This window comes from Sphingomonas sp. LR59 (genome assembly GCF_036855945.1).
Classification (GTDB): domain Bacteria; phylum Pseudomonadota; class Alphaproteobacteria; order Sphingomonadales; family Sphingomonadaceae; genus Sphingomonas.
Map to the genome: position 1 here is coordinate 1,991,538 of NZ_JASPFL010000001.1, position 18,531 is coordinate 2,010,068.

Genomic DNA, 18,531 nt, shown 5'->3' on the forward strand with positions numbered 1-18,531 from the left:
GTAAGTTCAATCCTCGACGATCTGGCTGTGTGTGCGCGTGTCCTTCATGCGGAGGTACACGATCAGCGACACGCCGATCATCGCGGTCACATACCAGTAGAAGCCGCGCTCCATGCCTTCGTTCTTGAGCCATAGCGCGACGTATTCGGCCGTCCCGCCGAACATCGTGTTGGCCAGCGCGTACGGCAGTGCCACGCCCAGCGCGCGGACATGCGCGGGAAACAGCTCCGCCTTCACCACCGCGTTGATCGCAGTGTAACCGGTCACGATGAACAGCGAGCCCACGACGAGGCCGAACGCCAGATAGGGGTTGGTTGCGGTTTCCAGCACGGTGAAGATCGGCACCGTGCACAGCACGCCGGCGATCCCGAACCCGACCATCAGCGGTTTCCGCCCGATGCGGTCCGACAACGCCCCCGCCAACGGCTGGAACGCCGCGTACAACGCCAGCGCCGCGGTCATGATCAGCGTCGCGGATTCGCGGCTGAACCCGCTCGTGTTGACGAGGAACTTCTGCATGTACGTGGTGTACGCATAGAAGGCGAGCGTACCGCCGGCGGTGAGCAGCAGCACGGTGAACGCCTCGCGCGGGTATTTGCTGAACAGCAGCCAGCCGCTCGATTTGGGCGTGCCGTCAGCTTTGGCGTTCTGATAGCTCTCGGTCTCGAGCAGCCCGCGACGGATGCGGAAGACCACCAGCGCGAGCACCCCGCCGATTGCGAACGGAATGCGCCAGCCCCACGCGTCCAGCTGCGCCGTGTCGAGCGTCGACTGCAGCAGCAACAACACACCGAGCGCGAGCAACTGCCCTGCGATCAGCGTGACGTACTGGAAGCTGGAGAAGAAGCCGCGCCGCGACTTGCCCGCCATCTCCGACAGATACACCGCACTCGCGCCATATTCGCCGCCGACGCTGAGCCCCTGCATCAGGCGCGCGAGGATCAGCAGCGCCGGCGCGATCCAGCCGATCGTTGCGAAGCCGGGCGTGATCGCGATCAGGAACGAGCCCGCGCACATCAGCGTCACCGACAGCGTCAGGCCGGATTTGCGCCCATGGCGATCAGCATAGATGCCCATCACCCATGCGCCGATCGGCCGCATCAGGAAGCCGACCGCGAACACTGCGGCGACGCTCATCAGCTGCGCGGTCGCATTACCCTTTGGGAAGAACACCGGCGCGAAATACAGTCCGAATGCCGAATAGACATACCAGTCGAACCACTCGACCAGATTGCCCGCCGATCCGCCGAGGATCGATTTGAGGCGGTGGTTCTTCTCGGGCGGGATTGTCGTGCTCGCCATCATTTAGCTCCCTGCACAGCTGAAGTTGGGGCGAAACCGCGCTTCTTGAGCAGCGCGTTGACATCCGGATCGCGGCCTCGGAAGGCGCGATACGCCTCGGCACGATCGGTTTCGTTCCCCGTCGACAGCAGCACCTTGGCGAACTTGTCCGCCGTGGCCTTGTCCCACGGGCTGCCGGCTTCCTCGAACGCCGCGAAGGTGTCCGCGTCCATCGTCTCGGACCAGAGATAGCTGTAATAGCCCGCCGAATAGCTGTCCGACGCGAACAGATGCTGGAACTGCGGCACGCGGTGACGCATCACCAGCTGCTTCGGCATGCCGATCTCGGCGAGCGTCGCGGCCTCGAACTTGTCGGGATCGATCACGCCGTCGGGGACGGTGTGGATCTTCATGTCGACGATCGCCGACGACAGATACTCCGTGGTCGCAAAGCCCTGGTTGAAGGTCCGTGATTTCTCGATCTTGTCGAGCAGGTCCTGCGGCATCGCCGCCTTGGTCTGGTAATGCCGCGCATATTTGTCGAGCACGTCGCGGGTCAGCAGCCAATGCTCGTTCACCTGGCTCGGATATTCCACGAAGTCGCGCGGCGTGCCCGCGAGCCCCGGATAATAGACGTTCTGGAGCATCGCGTGGATCGCATGGCCAAACTCATGGAACAGCGTCTGCGCATCGTCGAGGCTGATCAGGATCGGCTCGCCGGGTGCGCCCTTGGCGAAATTATTGTTGTTCGACGACAGCACGAGCTGCGCCGGGGCGAGGCCGCGCTGACCACGATACGTGTTCGCCCACGCGCCCGAACGCTTGCCGGTCCGCGCGAAATCGTCGCGGTAGAACAGCCCGACGTCCTTGCCGGTCTTGTCGGTGACGCTCCACACCCGCATGTTCGGCTCGAACACAGGCACGGTGCCGGTGATCTCCTTGAAGTTCAGCCCGTACAGCCGGTTGGCCGCGTACAGCGAACCCTGGATGATGTTGCCGAGCTCGAAATACGGCTTCAGCTGCGCCTGATCGAGGTCGTACCGGGCTTTGCGCACCTTCTCCTGGTAGAAGCGGTAATCCCACGGCTCGATCGTCAGCGAGGTGCCGGCGACCTTCTGCATGTCCGCGACTTCCTCGGCCACGCGTGTCTTGGCGGCAGGCCAGACGCGCATCATCAGGTCCATCGCCGCGGCGGGCGTCTTCGCCATCGTGTCCTGCATCCGCCAGTCGGCGTGCGTCTTGAACCCGAGCAGGTGCGCGCGGTCGGCGCGGAGTTTCACGATCTGCGCGATCGTCGCGTTCGTGTCGTTCGCATCGCCATTGTCGCCACGATTGACGAAGGCGCGCCACACCTTCTCGCGGAGCGCGCGGTCGGTCGCGTAAGTCAGGACCGGATCGACCGCGGAGCGCGTGTTGACGATCGCGAAGCCCGGCAGCTTCCGCTCGACCGCCGCGGCCTTGGCGACCGCCTTCACGCTGTCGGGAAGCCCCGCCAGTTGCGCTTCGTCGGTGACCGAGATCGCCTTGCTCTCGTCGGCGAGCAGCTTCTCGCCGAACGTCGAGAAGGCGGTCGCGAGCTGCTGGTTATACTGCGAGAGCTGCGCCTTCTGCGCATCGTTCAGCTTGGCGCCCTGGCGCACATAGCTGTCGTAGATCCGAGTCACGAGGCGGATCTGCTGTGCGTCCAGCCCGCTCGAATTGCGCGTGTCGTAGATCGCCTGGATCCGCGCGAACAGCGGCTTGTCGAAGGTGATCGCGTCCGACGCGGCGGAGAATTTTGGCGACCATTCGCGGTCGAGCTTCTGGTACGCGGGCGTGTTCATGTTGCCGGTCATCACGCCGAACAGCGTCATCACCTGCCCGTAGCGCTTGCCCGCCAGCTGCATCGGCACGATCGTGTTGGCGAAGGTCGGCTTGGCCGGATTGTCGGCAATCTTGCGGTAGTCCGCGGTGCGCTCGGTGAGCGTCGTTTCGAACGCTTGCGGGAACAGCTCGGGGCGAACCTTGTCCCACGGCGGCACGCCGCCGGTCGGGCCGGTCCAGTCGGCGAGCAGAGGATTTGCGGCGGGTTTCGTCGTGGCCGCACCAGCCTGCGCGACGACGGACGTAGACGCCATCAGCGCAACGGCACTGGCGGCGAGGTATAGAAACTGCACATGGATCTCCCGGTCGATGTACCGGGTAGCATAGTGATAAAGTCACACAGAGGAAGCCGCACGAGGTAATTAGCCCCCGCCGGGCTAGCCTAGCATGCTTGGTGCTCAGTCCAGCGGCAGTTCGTCGGTCGCCTGGTTCGCCGCGATTTCGGCCGCTGCGATCAGCCGCCGCCCCGTCTCCGCAGCCGCCTCGGGGGTCATCGCGATCGCCAGTCCATCGGGTCCGTCTAGCGTGACCACGCCGTTTTCCGCCGCGGCGACGCCGGGGATGGTTTCAGGCTCCAACATGATCGCGCTCCCGGCAGCGGTCCCCTCGACAGGCTGCTCGGTTACAGTCAGTCGCCTTTGGAACCGTACAGATATTGTGGTTCGAACTCCGCAACGGCTGCGAGCGCCTTCCGATCCAGAATACGGACCTCATTTGCCTTAAATGTCAGCATATTTTTTTCGCGCAGTGCTCTCAACACGCGATTGACATGCACCCCCGTCAGTCCGCTGGCCTCGGCGATGTCCGGCTGGGTCATCGGCAGCATGAAACGGCCATCGGCCGCAAGACCGACCATCTCGAGCCGTTCGTTGAGTTCGCAGAACAAATGCGCGACCCGACCCTCGGCACCCAGGCGACCCAGTCTGAAAATCCACTCGCGGTGCATCGCTGCGTCGAGCAACGTACTGAACCAGAGCTTTTGGGTGAGGTGCGGATAGCGTTCGGTGATCGTCTGCAGCGTGTTATGATCGTAGCAGGCGATCTTGACCGGCCCCAGCGTTGCGATGTCATGATCGAGCCGCTTCATCGGGAAGGCATGCAGGTCGACGAAATCGCCTGGGACATGCACCGCGACCAACTGTCGCTGCCCCTCACGGTCGTCCATATAACGACATACGAACCCTTCGAGCAGCAACGTGCTGGTCTCGATGATCGAGCCTGCGCGTACGATCTGCTTCCGGGCGGCGACCTGCCGCACCGACCCGATGCTGTCCTCCAGCACCCGCTTTTCTTCGTCGCTCAGTTCGTGCCGGCCACGACCCAACAGAAATTTACCCGAGATCATCCAAGTCCCTCTTCGTTCGACCTCGTACCGTGGTCGAACCTAGAAGAACAGATCGGGACCCGTACTGATCTTCATCAAGACCTCACCGAGGATGAAACCCGACAAGCTCTACATCAGGCCATTTCAAGGCCGACGGGTCGCGCGCCGACCGAACTGCGCAGCGACTCCCTGCCAGCCTAGCCGAAATCAGGGCTGGACGGGGACCGCACCGGGAGCACCCGGGGCACCGCCCGGCATGCCGCGCTGCTGCATCTGGGCCTGCGCCTGCATCTGCTGGACGACGCTCTGCGGGAGGAAGTCGAGCAGTTCGACGTCGAATACGAGCGTCGAGTTCGCCGGGATTGGCCCGGTCGCCTTGTCGCCATAGCCAAGCGATGGCTTCATCCAGAAGCGATACTTCGCGCCCTTCGGCATCAGCTTGAGCGCTTCCGAAAAGCCGGGGACCACGCCGGTAACGGGCATCGGCGTCGGCTGCTGCGACTTGTCGAAGGTCGTGCCGTTAAGCAGCTTGCCCTCGTAATTGACGAGCGCAACGTCCGCATCGGTCGGCTTCGCAGCGCCAGTCTTACCCGGCGCCAGCACCTTGTACTGAAGACCCGATGCCGTCACCACGACACCGCGGGCACGAGCGTTGCGCGCCAGCGGATCATCACCCTGCCGCGCAAGCGCGACAGCCGCGATCAACGCGAGCGCGATCCCAACCCAAAGATAGACGAGATAGCTGCGCTTGGTCGGCTGCAGCGGCACGGCGGTGACGGTCGACATCGGATCTGGCCCCGGTCATCTGGTCACGCCGGAGCGCCGCGCGTGCCGTTGTAAAGTCTTGCGACTGAATCATCACGGGGTTGCGACGATCGCAACCCCGAACATCGTGATCCCGCAACCGATCGCACGATGGCGATCGATCCGCGGGACCGGTCAACGCTTACCGTGCGCCGTCACGCTCGGCGCGCTTGCGGTCGAGCTTGCGCGAGCGACGGATCGCTGCTGCACGCTCGCGCGCGCGCTTCTCGGACGGCTTCTCGTAGTGACGGCGCAACTTCATCTCGCGATAAACGCCTTCGCGCTGCAGCTTCTTCTTAAGCGCGCGAAGGGCCTGGTCGACGTTGTTGTCGCGTACGATGATCTGCATAAACCCGTTTAGCTCCGGTCGAATAGATTTAGCCGTCGCGAACAGGTCCGCGCCGCATGAACCGTGGCCCCTACCAGCGCCTGCCCGAGGTTTCAAGCCTGTGCACCCGCCCCCGTTGAATCGCGTCGTTTGCGAGACCCGTACCGTAGCGCTAGGAGCGGCGCATGACCCGAATTCCCCTTACGCTCTATAACAGTCTCTCGCGCGCGATCGAGACGTTCCGGCCGAACGATCCGACCAATGTCGGCATCTATTCATGCGGGCCGACGGTCTACAACTACGCACATATCGGCAATTTGCGCGCTTACGTCTTCACCGACACGCTGAGCCGCGTGCTAACGTGGAAGGGCTATCCGCTCACGCACATCATCAACATCACCGATGTCGGGCATCTGACGTCGGATGCCGACGCCGGCGACGACAAGATGGAGGCGGCAGCGCGTGCGAGTGGCCAGGATATCTGGGCGATCGCAAAGCATTACACCGATGCGTTCAAGCAGAACCTAGTCGATCTCAACATCCGCGAGCCGAGCAAATTCCCGCTCGCGACCGATCACATCGCCGAGATGATCGCGTTCGCCGAGGCGATCGCCGAGCGCCACTGCTACGTCCTGCCCGACGGGCTGTATTTCGATACGACGACGGTGCCCGATTATGGCCGCCTCGCGCGGTCGCAGGACGACGCGGGCGAGAGCCGGATCGATCCGGTCGCGGGCAAGCGCAACCCGCAGGACTTCGCGATCTGGCGGACATCGGCCGCTGGTGAAAACCGCCAGATGGAATGGGATTCGCCCTGGGGGCGCGGCGCACCGGGCTGGCATCTCGAATGCTCGGTGATGAGCAAGAAATATCTCGGCGCGACCTTCGACATCCACACCGGCGGGATCGATCACCGCGAGATCCACCATCCCAACGAGATCGCGCAGAACCAGGCGCATTGCGACTGCGCCGACACCGGCGCGACGCTGTGGATGCACAACAACTTCCTGGTCGAGCGCTCGGGCAAGATGTCGAAATCGGGAGGTGCGTTCACCACGCTGCAGACGTTGATCGATCGCGGTTTCCACCCCCTCGCCTACCGGCTGATGTGCCTTCAGGCGCAGTACCGCAGCGAGCTCGAATTTTCGTGGGAGAATCTCGCGGCGGCGCAGACGCGGTTGAAGCGGCTGGCGATTACCGTCGATGCCTTGCGCCAGCGGCCGCCGGGTGGGCCCTCGGGGAGCGCCCTCGCCTATCGCGATCGACTTGATGCCGCGGTGTCCGACGATCTCTCGACTCCGCGCGCGCTGCCGATCCTCGACGAGATGCTCGGCGACAAGCGAGTCGCACCGGCGGACCGGCTCGACGCGTTGATCGATTTCGACGCGGTGCTGGGGCTCGACCTCGCGACAATCCGCCGCGAGGATCTGCGTGTTCGCCCTGCCGACGCGAAGCTGGACGAGGCGACGATCGACGCACGGCTGGAGGAACGGCGCGCGGCGCGCGCGGCGAAGGATTTCCCACGGTCCGATGCGATCCGCGACGAACTGGCGGCGGCGGGCGTCGAGGTGATGGACGGCGATCCGCTTGGCTGGGACTGGAAGCTCGGCTGACCGCCTAGCGGAAGCCCAGCCAGTAAAGCAGCCCGATGTTGACCGCGAGCAGCGGTAGCGCGGTCGGTAGCTGCGCGCGGATGACGGCGTTCTTGTCTTTGAGTTCCAACAACGCCGCGGGGACGAGATTGAAGTTCGCCGCCATCGGCGTCATCAGCGTGCCGCAGAACCCGCTGAGCATGCCGATCGCCGCGACCACCGCGGGGTCGCCGCCGTAATGCCGCACGAGCAGCGGGATGCCGATCGCCGCGGCCATCACCGGGAACGCCGCGAACGCGTTGCCCATGATCATCGTGAACAGCGCCATGCCGAGCGTATAGGCGAGCACCGCGCCGATCAGGCTCCCTTCGGGGATCGCGTGGCCGGCGAGACCGCCGACGACGTCGCCGACACCGGCGAGCGCGAAGACCGCTCCCAGGCTGGCGAGCATCTGCGGTAGGACGGCGGCCCAGCCGATCGCATCCATCAGCCTGACGCCTTCTGCGAGCGGTGTCGCGATGCGGGGGCGGAACCAGAGATGCATTGCGATGAGCGCGATCAGGACGCCGCAGGTCAGTGCGACGAGCGTTGCCTGTTTGGGATCGACGAGGCTCGGCAATGCGCGGAAGAGGACGGTACCGCCGAGTGCCGCGGCGGGGATGATCAGTGCGGGCAGGAATATCCGGTTGCCGAGCCGCGTGGCTTCGGCGCGCCGTTCGTCGAGTGTCGTGGTGGCACGCCCGCCCCGCCCCATCGCGCCCGAACCCGCGATCGCGACGAGCGCGACGACGAGAACGCCGTTGCCGATATCGCCGAGCTTGCCACCAAGCAGGAAGCTAATCGCCAGCACCGCGTAGAACGCCGCGTTACCGAAGCGCTTTGGGTTGGTGCGATCGGTCGCGCTCAGGATCGCGAACGCTGCGAACATCAGACCCGCGACGCCGTAGATGAAGCCGGTGCCGATCACTTGGCGGATCTTCGGGCGCGCGCCAGTCGGCGATCGAGCAGCCAGAGGCGGAAGCCGTGGATCAGGAACGCGGCGATCGCGGTCGGGATTGCCCACATCGAGAGGTGGAGCGGCTGGATGACGATGCCGTAGCCCTCCAGCACGCCCTTCATCAGCAGGATCGAGCCGATCGCGATGAAGATGTCCTCGCCGAAGAAGAGCCCGATGTTGTCGGTTGCGGCGGCCATCGCGGGGATGCGGTCGTCACCGGGCGCGACGCCCTGCGCTTCGGCGGCTGCTTCGGCCATCGGAGCGACCAGCGGGCGGACGCTTTGTGCGGGGCCGGCAATCGAGGTCAGGCCGAGGGCTGCGGTGAACTGGCGGAACAGCAGGTAGCCGATCAGCCTCGCGCCGCGGAGTTTACTTATCGCGAGCCGGGCGCGTTCCTGGAGTCCGTGGCGTTCGAGCATCGCGATAACAGGCAGGACGATGTAGATCACCGTGACGTAGCGGTTCTCGTTGAATGCCTTCCCGAACGCGGCAAGGATCGCGAGCGGGGCGATCCCAGCAGCAAGGCCGGTGACGAGTGCGGAGACGGCGACGACGAGCAGCGGATTGAACCGGAGCAGGAAGCCCGCGACGATCACCGCGATGCCGCAAAGGACCAGCATCGTCGTTCAGCGCGCCTGCTTGGCGAGATCGGCGTCGAACGCGACCCTGGCCTTCGCGACGATCTTCGGGAGCAACGTCGGATCGACGAACGCGGTCGTGTCGCCGGCTTGGCGACGTTTGCCCTTGGCGATCACGTCGGCGAGTTCGGGGTGCGACGGGAGGACGATGTCGGCGTGCAACGTGCCCAGCATGGCGATGCTGCGGCGGTAGTCGGCGACGATGCCGGGATAGGCGCGGTTGCCGATCAGGCGATTGCCGGCGACGCTGACGCTGCACGGGAAGACGACGTCGAGCGGGCGCGGCTTGGCGGGGATGCGCATCGTCCAGGTCGTGCAGCCGGGCGTATGGCCGGGTGTCGCGCGCGCAGTCATCGTGACATTGCCGAACGTGACCTTTTCACGATCGCCGACGCCGCGGTCGACGTGGACGGGCGGGAAGCGGATGACGCCGTAGTTGGTCTCGCCGGGCGGTACGCCGGTTTCGAGCGCGCGGACATCGCGAGCGCCGGCGACCACGCGAGCGCCGGTTGCGCGCTTGAGCGCAGCGACACCCGCAGCGTGATCGAAGTGCGCGTGCGTGACCAGGATCAGCTTTACGTCGCGCGGGCGTGCTCCAGCGGCGGCGATGTTGCGTTCGATCATGCCGGCATTCTCTGCGAGTGTGCCGTCGATCAGGATCGCGCCTGCGCTGGTCTTGATGAGGTAAGCGGCGATACCTTCGCTGCCGACATAGGTGATCGGGCCGGCGATCGGGAACGGAACTTGGGCGCGCGTCCAGGCCGGCGGGTCCGCCGCGCCTAGCAGCAGCGGAGCGCTGGCAGCGGTAGCCAGTGCGCCGAAAAGTGATCTGGTGCGAAGACCTAACGATCCTCCCCCGCCAGGGGGGTGGCAGGCGTAGCCTGACGGAGGGGGCGGTAGGCGCTAACGTCTGCATCATGTCCTCCCCCTCCGTCTGGCAAGAGCCAGCCACCTCCCCCTGGCGGGGGAGGATCGCGTAGTCCGTGTCTAGCTTATTCCCACTCGATCGTGCCGGGCGGCTTCGAGGTGTAGTCGTACGTCACCCGGTTGATGCCCTTGACCTCGTTGATGATCCGGGTCGCGACGCGGGGCAGGATGTCGCCCGGGAACTGGAACGCCTGTGCGGTCATGCCGTCGGTCGAGGTGACCGCGCGCAACGCCAGCACGTTGTCATAGGTGCGGCCGTCGCCCATCACGCCGACGCTGCGGACCGGGAGCAGCACCGCGAACGCCTGCCAGATCGTGTCGTAGAGCCCCGCCGCGCGGATTTCCTCGAGGTAGATCGCGTCCGCCTTGCGCAGGATGTCGCAGCGTTCCTTGGTGACTTCGCCGGGGATGCGGATCGCGAGGCCGGGTCCGGGGAACGGGTGACGGCCGACGAAGATCTCGGGCAGGCCAAGTTCGCGCCCCAACACGCGGACCTCGTCCTTGAACAGCTCGCGCAATGGCTCGACGAGCTTCATGTTCATCCGCTCGGGAAGGCCGCCGACATTGTGGTGGCTCTTGATCGTCACGGACGGACCGCCGGTGAAGCTGACGCTCTCGATCACGTCCGGGTACAGCGTGCCTTGTGCCAGGAACTCGGCGCCGCCGAGCTTCTTCGCCTCGGTGTCGAACACGTCGATGAAGGTCTTGCCGATGAACTTGCGCTTCAGCTCGGGGTCGGTGATCCCGGCGAGACCGTTCAGGAACAGCTCCTCGACATTCACGTGGATCAGCGGGATGTTGTAGGCGCCGCGGAACAGGCTGACGACCTGCTCGCTCTCGCCCGCGCGCATCAGGCCGTGGTCGACATAGACGCAGGTGAGCTGCTCGCCGATCGCCTCGTGGATCAGCACCGCGGCGACTGCGGAGTCGACGCCGCCCGACAGGCCGCAGATGACGCGGCCCTTGCCGACCTGCGCGCGGATCTCGGCGATCTTGGTCTCGCGGAACTCGGCCATCGTCCAGTCGCCGCTCAGCCCGCAGACGTGGCGCGCGAAATTGGCGATCAGCTTGCCGCCATCGGGGGTGTGGACGACCTCGGGGTGGAACTGCACGCCGTAGAAGCGCCGCGCCTCGTCGGCGACGATCGCATAGGGCGCGCCGGTCGAGGTGGCGACGGGGGTGAAGCCGGGGGGATCGCGTCGACCTTGTCACCGTGGCTCATCCAGACCTGGTGGCGCTCACCCTCGGCCCAGAGGCCGTCGAACAGCGCGCAGTTCGACTTGACCTCGATGAACGCGCTGCCGAACTCGCCACCGTCGCCCGATACGATCACGTTGCCGCCGAGCTGTGCGGACATGACTTGCTGGCCGTAGCAGATGCCGAGGATCGGGATGCCCGCCTCGAAGAAACGCTGCGGCACGCGCGGCGAGTTCTCGGTGGTGACCGAGGCGGGGCCGCCGGAGAGGATGATGCCCTTGGGCTGCATCCGGTCGAATGCGGCCTCGGCGGACTGGAAGGGGGCGATCTCGCTATAGACGCCAGCCTCGCGGACGCGGCGGGCGATCAGCTGGGTTACCTGGCTGCCGAAATCGACGATGAGAATGCTGTCTGGGTGCTCCATGTCGGGCGCATAGCCGGATGGGACCCGTAACGAAAGAGGCCGCGCCTCCCGGATGGGAAACGCGGCCTGCAATTCGACTGGTACGAGGCGGGGATTATGCCGCTTCGTTGTAATCCTCGTCGGACATCACCGGACCCGAATCCTGGCCCTTTGCCGAGACGTCGCGGTCGACGAACTCGATGACGGCCATCGGCGAGGCGTCCGACATGCGGATGCCGGCCTTGATGACGCGGGTGTAGCCGCCGTTGCGATCCGCATAGCGGGTCGCGAGCGTGTCGAACAACTTGATCAGCTGCGCATCGTCGAGGAGCTTGCCGTGCGCGAGACGACGGTTGGACAGGCCACCCTTCTTCGCGAGCGTGATCAGCTTCTCGACGTAAGGACGCAATTCCTTCGCCTTGGCGACGGTGGTGGTGATCTGCTCGTGCTTGATGAGCGCGGCGCTCATGTTACGGAAGAGAGCAAGACGGTGGGCCGAGGTCCGCTGAAGCTTACGGCCGCCTACGCGATGGCGCATGTTTGATACCTTTTCGTTCGTTCAGGGGCCGTATGAGGTACCCGGGAGCAGGCAGTGTTGCGGCCACTGCCAATCGCCGTAGTCCAAAGGTCACACTAAAGTTACGCCAACGACGCTCCCTCAGCCTTTCCCTCGATTGTCTCCCCGCGAAGGCGGGAATCCAATCTGGGCACCCGCCTTCGCGGGTGAACAAGAGGTCAGGGCCGATCTTACTCGGCCCCGAACCACTTACCCCATTATCTCTTGCTCGAGCTTCTTGGCCATCTCTTCGATGTTCTCAGGTGGCCAGCCGGGAATTTCCATACCCAGGCGAAGACCCATCGACGACAGCACTTCCTTGATCTCGTTCAAGGACTTGCGGCCGAAGTTAGGCGTACGCAGCATCTCGGCTTCGGTCTTGCCGACCAGATCGCCGATGTAGATGATGTTGTCGTTCTTGAGGCAGTTCGCCGAACGCACCGACAGTTCCAACTCGTCGACCTTCTTGAGAAGGTAACGGTTGATCTGCTGGGTGTCGCCTGCGGGCTCCGCACCACCGGCAGCGGGGCTGCCTGGCCGATCGGGGCCGACGAACGCGTCACCGAAGAATCATCGAAGTGGACGAACAGCGCGAGCTGGTCCTGGAGGATGCGACCGGCATAGCCGACTGCGTCTTCCGGGGTGATCGTGCCGTCGGTTTCGATCGTCAGCGTCAGCTTGTCGTAATCCAGGTCCTGACCGACGCGGGTCGGGTCGACCTTGTACGAAACCTGACGTACCGGCGAGTACAGCGCATCGACCGGGATCAGACCGATCGGCGCATCGGCCGGGCGGTTTGCGGTCGCGGGCACGTAACCCTTACCGATGTCGGCGGTCAGCTCCATGTTGAGCGTCGCACCATCATCGAGGTGGCAGATCACGAGATCCTTGTTCATGATCTCGATGTCGCCCGAGACGGCGATGTCGCCGGCCTTGACTTCACCCGGACCCGTTGCCGAGAGCTGGAGGCGCTTGGGCCCCTCGCCCTGCATGCGGATCGCGATCTGCTTCACGTTGAGGACGATGTCGGTCACGTCCTCGCGGACGCCGGCCAGAGACGAGAACTCATGCAGCACGTTCTCGATCTTGATCGAGGTGACGGCCGCGCCCTGCAGCGACGAGAGCAACACGCGACGCAGCGCGTTGCCGAGCGTCAGGCCGAAGCCACGCTCGAGCGGCTCGGCGATGAAGGTCGCCTTGCGCTTGGTGTCGCCACCGGCCTTTTTCTCCAGGCCGCTGGGCTTCTTGAGTTCCTGCCAGTTCTTTGCGTTGACAGACACATGCTTCCCTAATTTGGGGGCCGGCGAACGGGTGTGTCCGCCGACCAATAAAATACACCCGTGCGGCGCGATCAACCGCGCACGGGAGGCGGAGAATCAGACGCGACGACGCTTCGAAGGGCGCACGCCGTTGTGCGGGATCGAGGTCACGTCGCGGATCGACGTGATCTGGAAACCGACTGCCTGAAGCGCGCGCAGTGCCGATTCGCGACCCGAGCCGGGGCCCTTGACCTCGACTTCGATCGTGCGGACGCCGTGCTCGGCGGCCTTCTTGCCGGCGTCTTCCGCTGCGACCTGGGCCGCGTACGGAGTCGACTTGCGCGAGCCCTTGAAGCCCATTGCGCCGGCCGACGACCACGAGATCGCGTTGCCCTGGGCATCGGTGATCGTGATCATGGTGTTGTTGAAGCTGGCATTCACGTGAGCGACGCCAGAGGTGATGTTCTTGCGCTCGCGCCGCTTAATGCGCTGAGGTTCGCGTGCCATGGTGTATTTCCTGACCTGTATCTGCGTGACGCCGGGCGGCCCGTTGGGACCAGCGCCGGCGGAGTAATCCACTGAAAAAGTGGATTACTTCTTCTTGCCGGCGATCGGCTTGGCCTTGCCCTTGCGGGTGCGCGCATTGGTATGCGTGCGCTGGCCGCGGACCGGGAGGCCCTTGCGATGACGCAGGCCGCGATAGCAGGCGAGATCCATCAGGCGCTTGATGTTCATCGAGGTCTGGCGGCGCAGATCGCCCTCGACGGTGTGATCGGCGTCGATCGTCTCGCGGATGTGCAGGACTTCCTGGTCGGTCAGGTCCTGGACGCGGGCGGTGTCGGCGATGCCGAGCTTCGCGACGATTTCCTTGGCCTTGGTCGAACCGATGCCGTGAATATAGGTCAGCGCGATCACCACGCGCTTGTTGGTCGGGATATTAACACCCGCGATACGTGCCATGAACTTGGTTCTCCTGCTCCACGAGGTCCGGCATGGCTGCACAGACCTCATCTCTTAGCGATGAACCGAAACGCACGATAGCGACGAACGCAAACAAGCGCCGCCGGAACCGTCGTGTCGGGGAGAGTTCAACTAGGGGCGGGCGAACGCAGTGTCAAGCGATCGGTTCCGCGTGGAGCAGCACGGCCTGGCGCAGCTTGAGCCAGCGACGGAACGAGACGACCGTCCAGATGAGCTCGACCACCCCGAACGGCCACGCGCCTTGGAGGAAGCCGTAGATCGACCCGAGCACGCACCCGAACGCGAAGCCGAGCGTCCACCAGTGTGACCCGGCTTCCTTGGCGTAGCATAGCAGGGTGAAGGATACCGCGGCTAGGCCGAATAGGGAGAGGAGTCCATTTGCCTCCAATGCCCGCGGCAACCGGCAAAGACCACATCTACTATCTGACACAGCCTCTTGCACGAGGCATACTTAAAGGACGGTAGCTACCGGCGCGATGAACGAGTACCGTGAACAATGATCACGAATAAGCTTTCGATTGACCTGCTGTCCTTCGCTGCAATCGGGAAACCGGCAGGTGATTTGGAAGCACGAATGGTTGCATTTCTCGAACGTGAACGGTCGACCGAATCCCTCGACGGAGCCGCCTTTGACCAGATCAATGGCTCCGGTGCTAAGGCTGACTATCTGCTGGGCTCACGTGGTATCGTTGCCGAACTTAAAACTTTGAATGCCAGCCCCCTCGATCGAACCGAGCAGCGATTAAAAACTCGGCTTGCTCAGCCGGACGCGCCAATCGTGTTTGGCACTGTTGGCGTTTCAAAAATAATTGAAGGACTCCCCGACCGGGATGCCATCGCCAAAATGATGATCGACATGGCTGGGCGCGCGGTACGTCGACATCTTCAAAAAGCAAATGACCAAATCGGTGCTATTAAGGAGCGAATCGGCCTGAATAATGCTGGGGGCCTGCTTATACTCATGAACGATACTGAGCCTATGATCGACGCTTCCGCAATTGCCTACACGCTCAAGAACGCGTTCGAAAACGCGGCTGACCCCTATCCACACATCACTAATGTCTGGGCATCCATAGAGAGCCATAAAATTATTATGCCAGACAAACGCACTGGCTACCCGCAACTGCACGTCTTCAAAGCTCCCAAGTCACAAGGGGAGCTAGACTACCTGGGTCGAATGCTGGGTGCTTGGGGACACTATAACGGATCGCGAACGGAGCGCTTACGGCATCGTGGCGACTGGGATGCTATGCGTCCGATTTACGATGGGCCGGCGCCGACGCTACAACCGTTCGCTTAGGATGGACCTAGCATAAGGCGAAAACTTCGAGATCGACACCGCAAACCGTTATAGTATCAGTGCAGTGATCACTTCCGCCCGAACAGCTTCTCGATGTCGCCGTGTGCCAGTTTCACCCAGGTGGGGCGGCCGTGGTTGCATTGGCCGGAGTGTGGCGTGACTTCCATCTCGCGAAGGAGGGCGTTCATTTCGGCGACCGACAAGATGCGGCCGGCGCGGACGGAGCCGTGGCAGGCCATCGTGCCGGCTACTGCGTCTAGGCGCTCCTTTAGGGAGAGGGCTTCGTCGAAGGCGGCTAGTTCGTCGGCTAGGTCGGTGACGAGGCCTTTGGGGTCGCTTTGGCCGAGGAGCGCGGGGGTAGCTCGGACTAGCATGGCGTGGGGGCCGAAGCGTTCTAGGTCTAGGCCGAACTCCGACAGTTCTTCGGCGCGGGATTCCAGGCGGTCGCAGGCGGATTCGTCGAGTTCTACGACTTCGGGGATCAGGAGGGCTTGGCTCGCTATGGTGCCGCCGATCAGGGCTGCGCGCATGCGTTCGAGGACGAGGCGTTCGTGGGCGGCGTGCTGGTCGACTAGGACGAGGCCGTCTTCGGCTTCGGCGACTATGTAGGTTTTTGCGACTTGGCCTCTTGCTACGCCCATTGGAAAAGCAGCGGTTTGGGGCGGGGGTGTCCAGGCGGGTTCCGCTCTTGCCTGCGGGGGCGCGGCGAAGAAGGTCGGGCGGGAGTCGTTGACCGCGCCGTAGCTTCTACTCTCCAGGGGAGCCTTTGGGGCGTGCCCTCACCTTCCCATCCGCTTTGCGGACGGGCCCCTTCCTCTCCCCCGGGGGAGAGGAGATGTTTTCCGGTTGCCACATGGCGAGCGCGGAGTCGCTGGCGCGTTGGCTTCTGTGGCCGGCGGCGTCGAGGGCGCGGCGCAAGCCCGAGACGATGAGACCTCTTACCATCGCCGGGTCGCGGAAGCGGACTTCGGTCTTGGCGGGGTGGACGTTGACGTCGACCTGGTCGGTCGGGATATCGAGGAACAGCGCCACCACCGCGTGGCGGTCGCGCGGGAGCATCTCGGCATAGGCGCCGCGGATCGCGCCCATCAGCAGGCGGTCCTTTACCGGGCGGCCGTTGACGAAGAGGTACTGGTGGTCGGCGATACCGCGATTGTAGGTCGGCAGGCTGGCGACGCCGCCGAGCACGAGCCCTTCGCGTTCGAGGTCGATCGCGACCGAATTGTCGGCGAGCGCGCGGTCGGTCAGCGTCGCCACCCTGCCCGGCCGGTCCTCGATTTGCGTCGCCGACAGCGCGCGGCGGCCGTCATGCTCCAGCGTGAAGCCTATGTCGGGGCGTGCCATTGCCAGGCGGCGGACGACGTCGAGGCAGGCGGCGTATTCGGCGCGGGGGCTGCGCAGGAACTTGCGCCGCGCGGGAACGCGGGCGAACAGATCCTCGACCACCACGCGCGTACCGGGCGGGAGCGCGGCGGGGCCTTCGCGATCGACGCGGCCATTGTCGACCGTCCGCGCCCAGCCTTCGGCACCGCGGATCCGGCTCTCGATCGTCAGCCTTGCGACGCTGGCGATCGAGGGCAACGCCTCGCCGCGAAAGCCCAACGTCACGACCGATTCGATAAACTCGTTGGGCAGCTTCGAGGTCGCATGGCGTTCGAGCGCCAAGGCCATGTCCGCGGGGGTCATGCCGCAGCCGTCGTCGGCGACTTCGATCCGCGACGTGCCGCCTTCCACGAGGAGAATCGCGATGCGTCCTGCTCCGGCGTCGATCGCGTTTTCGACTAACTCCTTCAACGCGCTGGCGGGTCTTTCCACCACTTCACCGGCGGCGATGCGATTGACCAGATGCTCGGGGAGACGCCGTATTGACATGGGTTTGCGTCTAGACCAAGCGACGGCATCCCGCGACCCGCAAACGCAAGCACCCGGTGAGTTAAACACCGGCGGGCCACGCGAGATTTTTGTGCGATGGGCTGCCCGTCCGGCGGCCAAGGATTACGGGACCCTGATTGAATGGCCTTCTACTCGCGTTTCTTCAAGTTCATGTCGCACGACATGGCGATCGACCTCGGCACCGCGAACACCGTCGTCTACGTCCGTGGCCGCGGCATCGTCCTGAACGAGCCGTCGGTGGTCGCGGTCGAGACGATCAACGGCATCAAGCGCGTCAAGGCGGTTGGCGACGACGCCAAGATGATGATGGGCAAGACGCCGGGCAACATCGAGGCGATCCGGCCTTTGCGCGACGGCGTGATCGCGGACATCGACGTCGCCGAGCAGATGATCAAGTATTTCATCCAGAAGGTCCACGGCCCGCGCAAGTTCGCGCGCTGGCCCGAGATCGTGATCTGCGTGCCGTCGGGTTCGACCAAGGTCGAGCGCCGCGCGATCCGCGATGCCGCGTCGAACGCGGGCGCGTCGCAGGTCTGGCTGATCGAGGAGCCGATGGCGGCCGCGATCGGCGCGGACATGCCGGTGACCGAGCCGATCGGCTCGATGGTCGTCGATATCGGTGGCGGCACGACCGAAGTCGCGGTGCTGTCGCTCCGCGGCCTCGCCTACACGACCTCGGTGCGCGTCGGCGGCGACAAGATGGACGAGGCGATCGTCTCCTATGTGCGCCGCAACCATAACCTCCTGATCGGCGAAGCCACCGCGGAGCGGATCAAGAAGGAGGTCGGCATCGCCAAGCCGCCGGTCGACGGCATCGGCATGATCATCCAGATCAAGGGCCGCGATCTCGTCAACGGCGTGCCCAAAGAGATCCAGATCAACCAGGGCCAGATCGCCGAAGCGCTCAGCGAGCCGGTCGCGACGATCGTCGAGGGCGTCCGCGTCGCGCTGGAGAACACTGCGCCGGAACTGGCCGCGGACATCGTCGACCAGGGCATCGTGCTGACCGGCGGCGGCGCGCTGCTGCAGGGTCTGGACGAGGTGCTGCGCGACGAGACCGGCCTGCCAGTGACGGTCGCCGAGGATCCGCTGACCTGCGTCGCGCTCGGCACCGGTCGTGCGCTCGAGGATCCGCTGTTCCGCGGCGTGCTGATGAGCGGCTAAGCGGTTGGTTTTGCTTTAAGACAC

At 64.4% G+C, this 18,531-nt stretch carries 16 protein-coding genes and 3 pseudogenes; 3 read left to right on the top strand and 16 right to left on the bottom strand.

Features of this window, described 5'->3' with window-relative positions; genetic code table 11:
- Positions 1 to 6 precede the first annotated feature (6 nt).
- From QP164_RS09140 to rpsU, 6 genes are all read right to left on the bottom strand, one after another.
- Positions 7 to 1,302: an MFS transporter gene (locus QP164_RS09140; protein ID WP_333922939.1), complete on the bottom strand. Its 1,296-nt coding sequence runs from the start codon at positions 1,300 to 1,302 to the stop codon at positions 7 to 9.
- Positions 1,302 to 3,437 carry a M3 family metallopeptidase gene (locus QP164_RS09145; RefSeq protein WP_333922940.1) on the bottom strand — a complete coding sequence of 712 codons (2,136 nt, stop codon included), beginning with the start codon at positions 3,435 to 3,437 and terminating at the stop codon, positions 1,302 to 1,304. Before QP164_RS09145 ends, QP164_RS09140 begins: the two co-directional genes overlap by 1 nt.
- A gap of 105 nt (positions 3,438 to 3,542) precedes the next feature.
- The gene (locus QP164_RS09150; protein WP_333922941.1) at positions 3,543 to 3,725 is read right to left on the bottom strand and encodes a hypothetical protein; all 183 of its coding nucleotides are present in this window, start codon (positions 3,723 to 3,725) and stop codon (positions 3,543 to 3,545) included.
- A 47-nt stretch (positions 3,726 to 3,772) separates the two neighbouring features.
- Positions 3,773 to 4,489: a Crp/Fnr family transcriptional regulator gene (locus QP164_RS09155; RefSeq protein ID WP_333922942.1), complete on the bottom strand. Its 717-nt coding sequence runs from the start codon at positions 4,487 to 4,489 to the stop codon at positions 3,773 to 3,775.
- A 186-nt stretch (positions 4,490 to 4,675) separates the two neighbouring features.
- On the bottom strand, positions 4,676 to 5,254 hold the full coding sequence (locus tag QP164_RS09160) for an FKBP-type peptidyl-prolyl cis-trans isomerase (RefSeq protein ID WP_132740541.1): 579 nt from the start codon (positions 5,252 to 5,254) through the stop codon (positions 4,676 to 4,678).
- 160 nt (positions 5,255 to 5,414) lie between these two features.
- Positions 5,415 to 5,621, bottom strand: a complete 207-nt coding sequence (rpsU, locus tag QP164_RS09165) for a 30S ribosomal protein S21 (protein WP_055878578.1) — start codon at positions 5,619 to 5,621, stop codon at positions 5,415 to 5,417.
- Positions 5,622 to 5,785: 164 nt separating this feature from the next.
- Here rpsU and cysS point away from each other — a divergent pair, with 164 nt between their 5' ends.
- The gene (gene cysS / locus QP164_RS09170) at positions 5,786 to 7,213 is read left to right on the top strand and encodes a cysteine--tRNA ligase (RefSeq protein ID WP_333922943.1); all 1,428 of its coding nucleotides are present in this window, start codon (positions 5,786 to 5,788) and stop codon (positions 7,211 to 7,213) included.
- 4 nt (positions 7,214 to 7,217) lie between these two features.
- Here the strand turns inward: cysS and QP164_RS09175 are convergent, their stop codons facing one another.
- The 9 genes and pseudogenes from QP164_RS09175 to QP164_RS09215 all read right to left on the bottom strand — a co-directional run bounded on the left by QP164_RS09175 (position 7,218) and on the right by QP164_RS09215 (position 14,538).
- The gene (locus tag QP164_RS09175; protein WP_333922944.1) at positions 7,218 to 8,159 is read right to left on the bottom strand and encodes a DUF979 domain-containing protein; all 942 of its coding nucleotides are present in this window, start codon (positions 8,157 to 8,159) and stop codon (positions 7,218 to 7,220) included.
- Complete coding sequence (locus QP164_RS09180; protein WP_333922945.1) at positions 8,156 to 8,809, bottom strand: DUF969 domain-containing protein; 654 nt, start codon at positions 8,807 to 8,809, stop codon at positions 8,156 to 8,158. The genes QP164_RS09175 and QP164_RS09180 overlap by 4 nt, the downstream gene beginning before the upstream one ends.
- Positions 8,810 to 8,815: 6 nt before the next feature.
- Positions 8,816 to 9,640 (bottom strand): subclass B3 metallo-beta-lactamase, encoded by an 825-nt coding sequence (bla, locus tag QP164_RS09185; protein ID WP_333924223.1) that lies wholly within the window; start codon positions 9,638 to 9,640, stop codon positions 8,816 to 8,818.
- A 179-nt stretch (positions 9,641 to 9,819) separates the two neighbouring features.
- Positions 9,820 to 11,375: pseudogene (gene guaA / locus QP164_RS09190) on the bottom strand (glutamine-hydrolyzing GMP synthase).
- 94 nt (positions 11,376 to 11,469) lie between these two features.
- Positions 11,470 to 11,892, bottom strand: a complete 423-nt coding sequence (gene rplQ / locus QP164_RS09195; RefSeq protein ID WP_056047937.1) for a 50S ribosomal protein L17 — start codon at positions 11,890 to 11,892, stop codon at positions 11,470 to 11,472.
- Positions 11,893 to 12,120: 228 nt separating this feature from the next.
- Positions 12,121 to 13,190 (bottom strand): annotated as a pseudogene (locus tag QP164_RS09200) (DNA-directed RNA polymerase subunit alpha).
- 96 nt (positions 13,191 to 13,286) lie between these two features.
- Complete coding sequence (gene rpsK / locus QP164_RS09205) at positions 13,287 to 13,676, bottom strand: 30S ribosomal protein S11 (RefSeq protein ID WP_031395237.1); 390 nt, start codon at positions 13,674 to 13,676, stop codon at positions 13,287 to 13,289.
- Between the two features lie 84 nt (positions 13,677 to 13,760).
- A complete protein-coding gene (gene rpsM, locus QP164_RS09210) occupies positions 13,761 to 14,129 on the bottom strand; it encodes a 30S ribosomal protein S13 (RefSeq protein ID WP_056015521.1) in 369 nt (122 codons plus the stop codon).
- Between the two features lie 154 nt (positions 14,130 to 14,283).
- The gene (locus QP164_RS09215) at positions 14,284 to 14,538 is read right to left on the bottom strand and encodes a hypothetical protein (protein WP_333922946.1); all 255 of its coding nucleotides are present in this window, start codon (positions 14,536 to 14,538) and stop codon (positions 14,284 to 14,286) included.
- Positions 14,539 to 14,646: 108 nt separating this feature from the next.
- Here QP164_RS09215 and QP164_RS09220 point away from each other — a divergent pair, with 108 nt between their 5' ends.
- Positions 14,647 to 15,450 carry a hypothetical protein gene (locus QP164_RS09220; RefSeq protein ID WP_333922947.1) on the top strand — a complete coding sequence of 268 codons (804 nt, stop codon included), beginning with the start codon at positions 14,647 to 14,649 and terminating at the stop codon, positions 15,448 to 15,450.
- A 68-nt stretch (positions 15,451 to 15,518) separates the two neighbouring features.
- On the opposite strand, the pseudogene mutL reads toward QP164_RS09220, so the two are convergent.
- A pseudogene (mutL, locus tag QP164_RS19855) lies at positions 15,519 to 17,322 on the bottom strand (DNA mismatch repair endonuclease MutL).
- 141 nt (positions 17,323 to 17,463) lie between these two features.
- Between mutL and QP164_RS09235 the strand changes: the two are divergent.
- Positions 17,464 to 18,507 (top strand): rod shape-determining protein, encoded by a 1,044-nt coding sequence (locus QP164_RS09235; protein WP_055878614.1) that lies wholly within the window; start codon positions 17,464 to 17,466, stop codon positions 18,505 to 18,507.
- The last annotated feature ends 24 nt before the right edge of the window (positions 18,508 to 18,531 follow it).

Excerpts from the sequence above, each read along its gene's own strand:
- QP164_RS09180 (WP_333922945.1), bottom strand. The coding sequence starts at position 8,809 with ATGCTGGTCCTTTGCGGCATCGCGGTGATCGTCGCGGGCTTCCTGCTC.
- QP164_RS09235 (WP_055878614.1), top strand. The coding sequence starts at position 17,464 with ATGGCCTTCTACTCGCGTTTCTTCAAGTTCATGTCGCACGACATGGCG.
- cysS (WP_333922943.1), top strand. The coding sequence starts at position 5,786 with ATGACCCGAATTCCCCTTACGCTCTATAACAGTCTCTCGCGCGCGATC.
- rpsM (WP_056015521.1), bottom strand. The coding sequence starts at position 14,129 with ATGGCACGTATCGCGGGTGTTAATATCCCGACCAACAAGCGCGTGGTG.
- rpsK (WP_031395237.1), bottom strand. The coding sequence starts at position 13,676 with ATGGCACGCGAACCTCAGCGCATTAAGCGGCGCGAGCGCAAGAACATC.
- QP164_RS09140 (WP_333922939.1), bottom strand. The coding sequence starts at position 1,302 with ATGGCGAGCACGACAATCCCGCCCGAGAAGAACCACCGCCTCAAATCG.
- rpsU (WP_055878578.1), bottom strand. The coding sequence starts at position 5,621 with ATGCAGATCATCGTACGCGACAACAACGTCGACCAGGCCCTTCGCGCG.
- QP164_RS09155 (WP_333922942.1), bottom strand. The coding sequence starts at position 4,489 with ATGATCTCGGGTAAATTTCTGTTGGGTCGTGGCCGGCACGAACTGAGC.
- QP164_RS09220 (WP_333922947.1), top strand. The coding sequence starts at position 14,647 with ATGATCACGAATAAGCTTTCGATTGACCTGCTGTCCTTCGCTGCAATC.
- QP164_RS09150 (WP_333922941.1), bottom strand. The coding sequence starts at position 3,725 with ATGTTGGAGCCTGAAACCATCCCCGGCGTCGCCGCGGCGGAAAACGGC.
- QP164_RS09160 (WP_132740541.1), bottom strand. The coding sequence starts at position 5,254 with ATGTCGACCGTCACCGCCGTGCCGCTGCAGCCGACCAAGCGCAGCTAT.
- rplQ (WP_056047937.1), bottom strand. The coding sequence starts at position 11,892 with ATGCGCCATCGCGTAGGCGGCCGTAAGCTTCAGCGGACCTCGGCCCAC.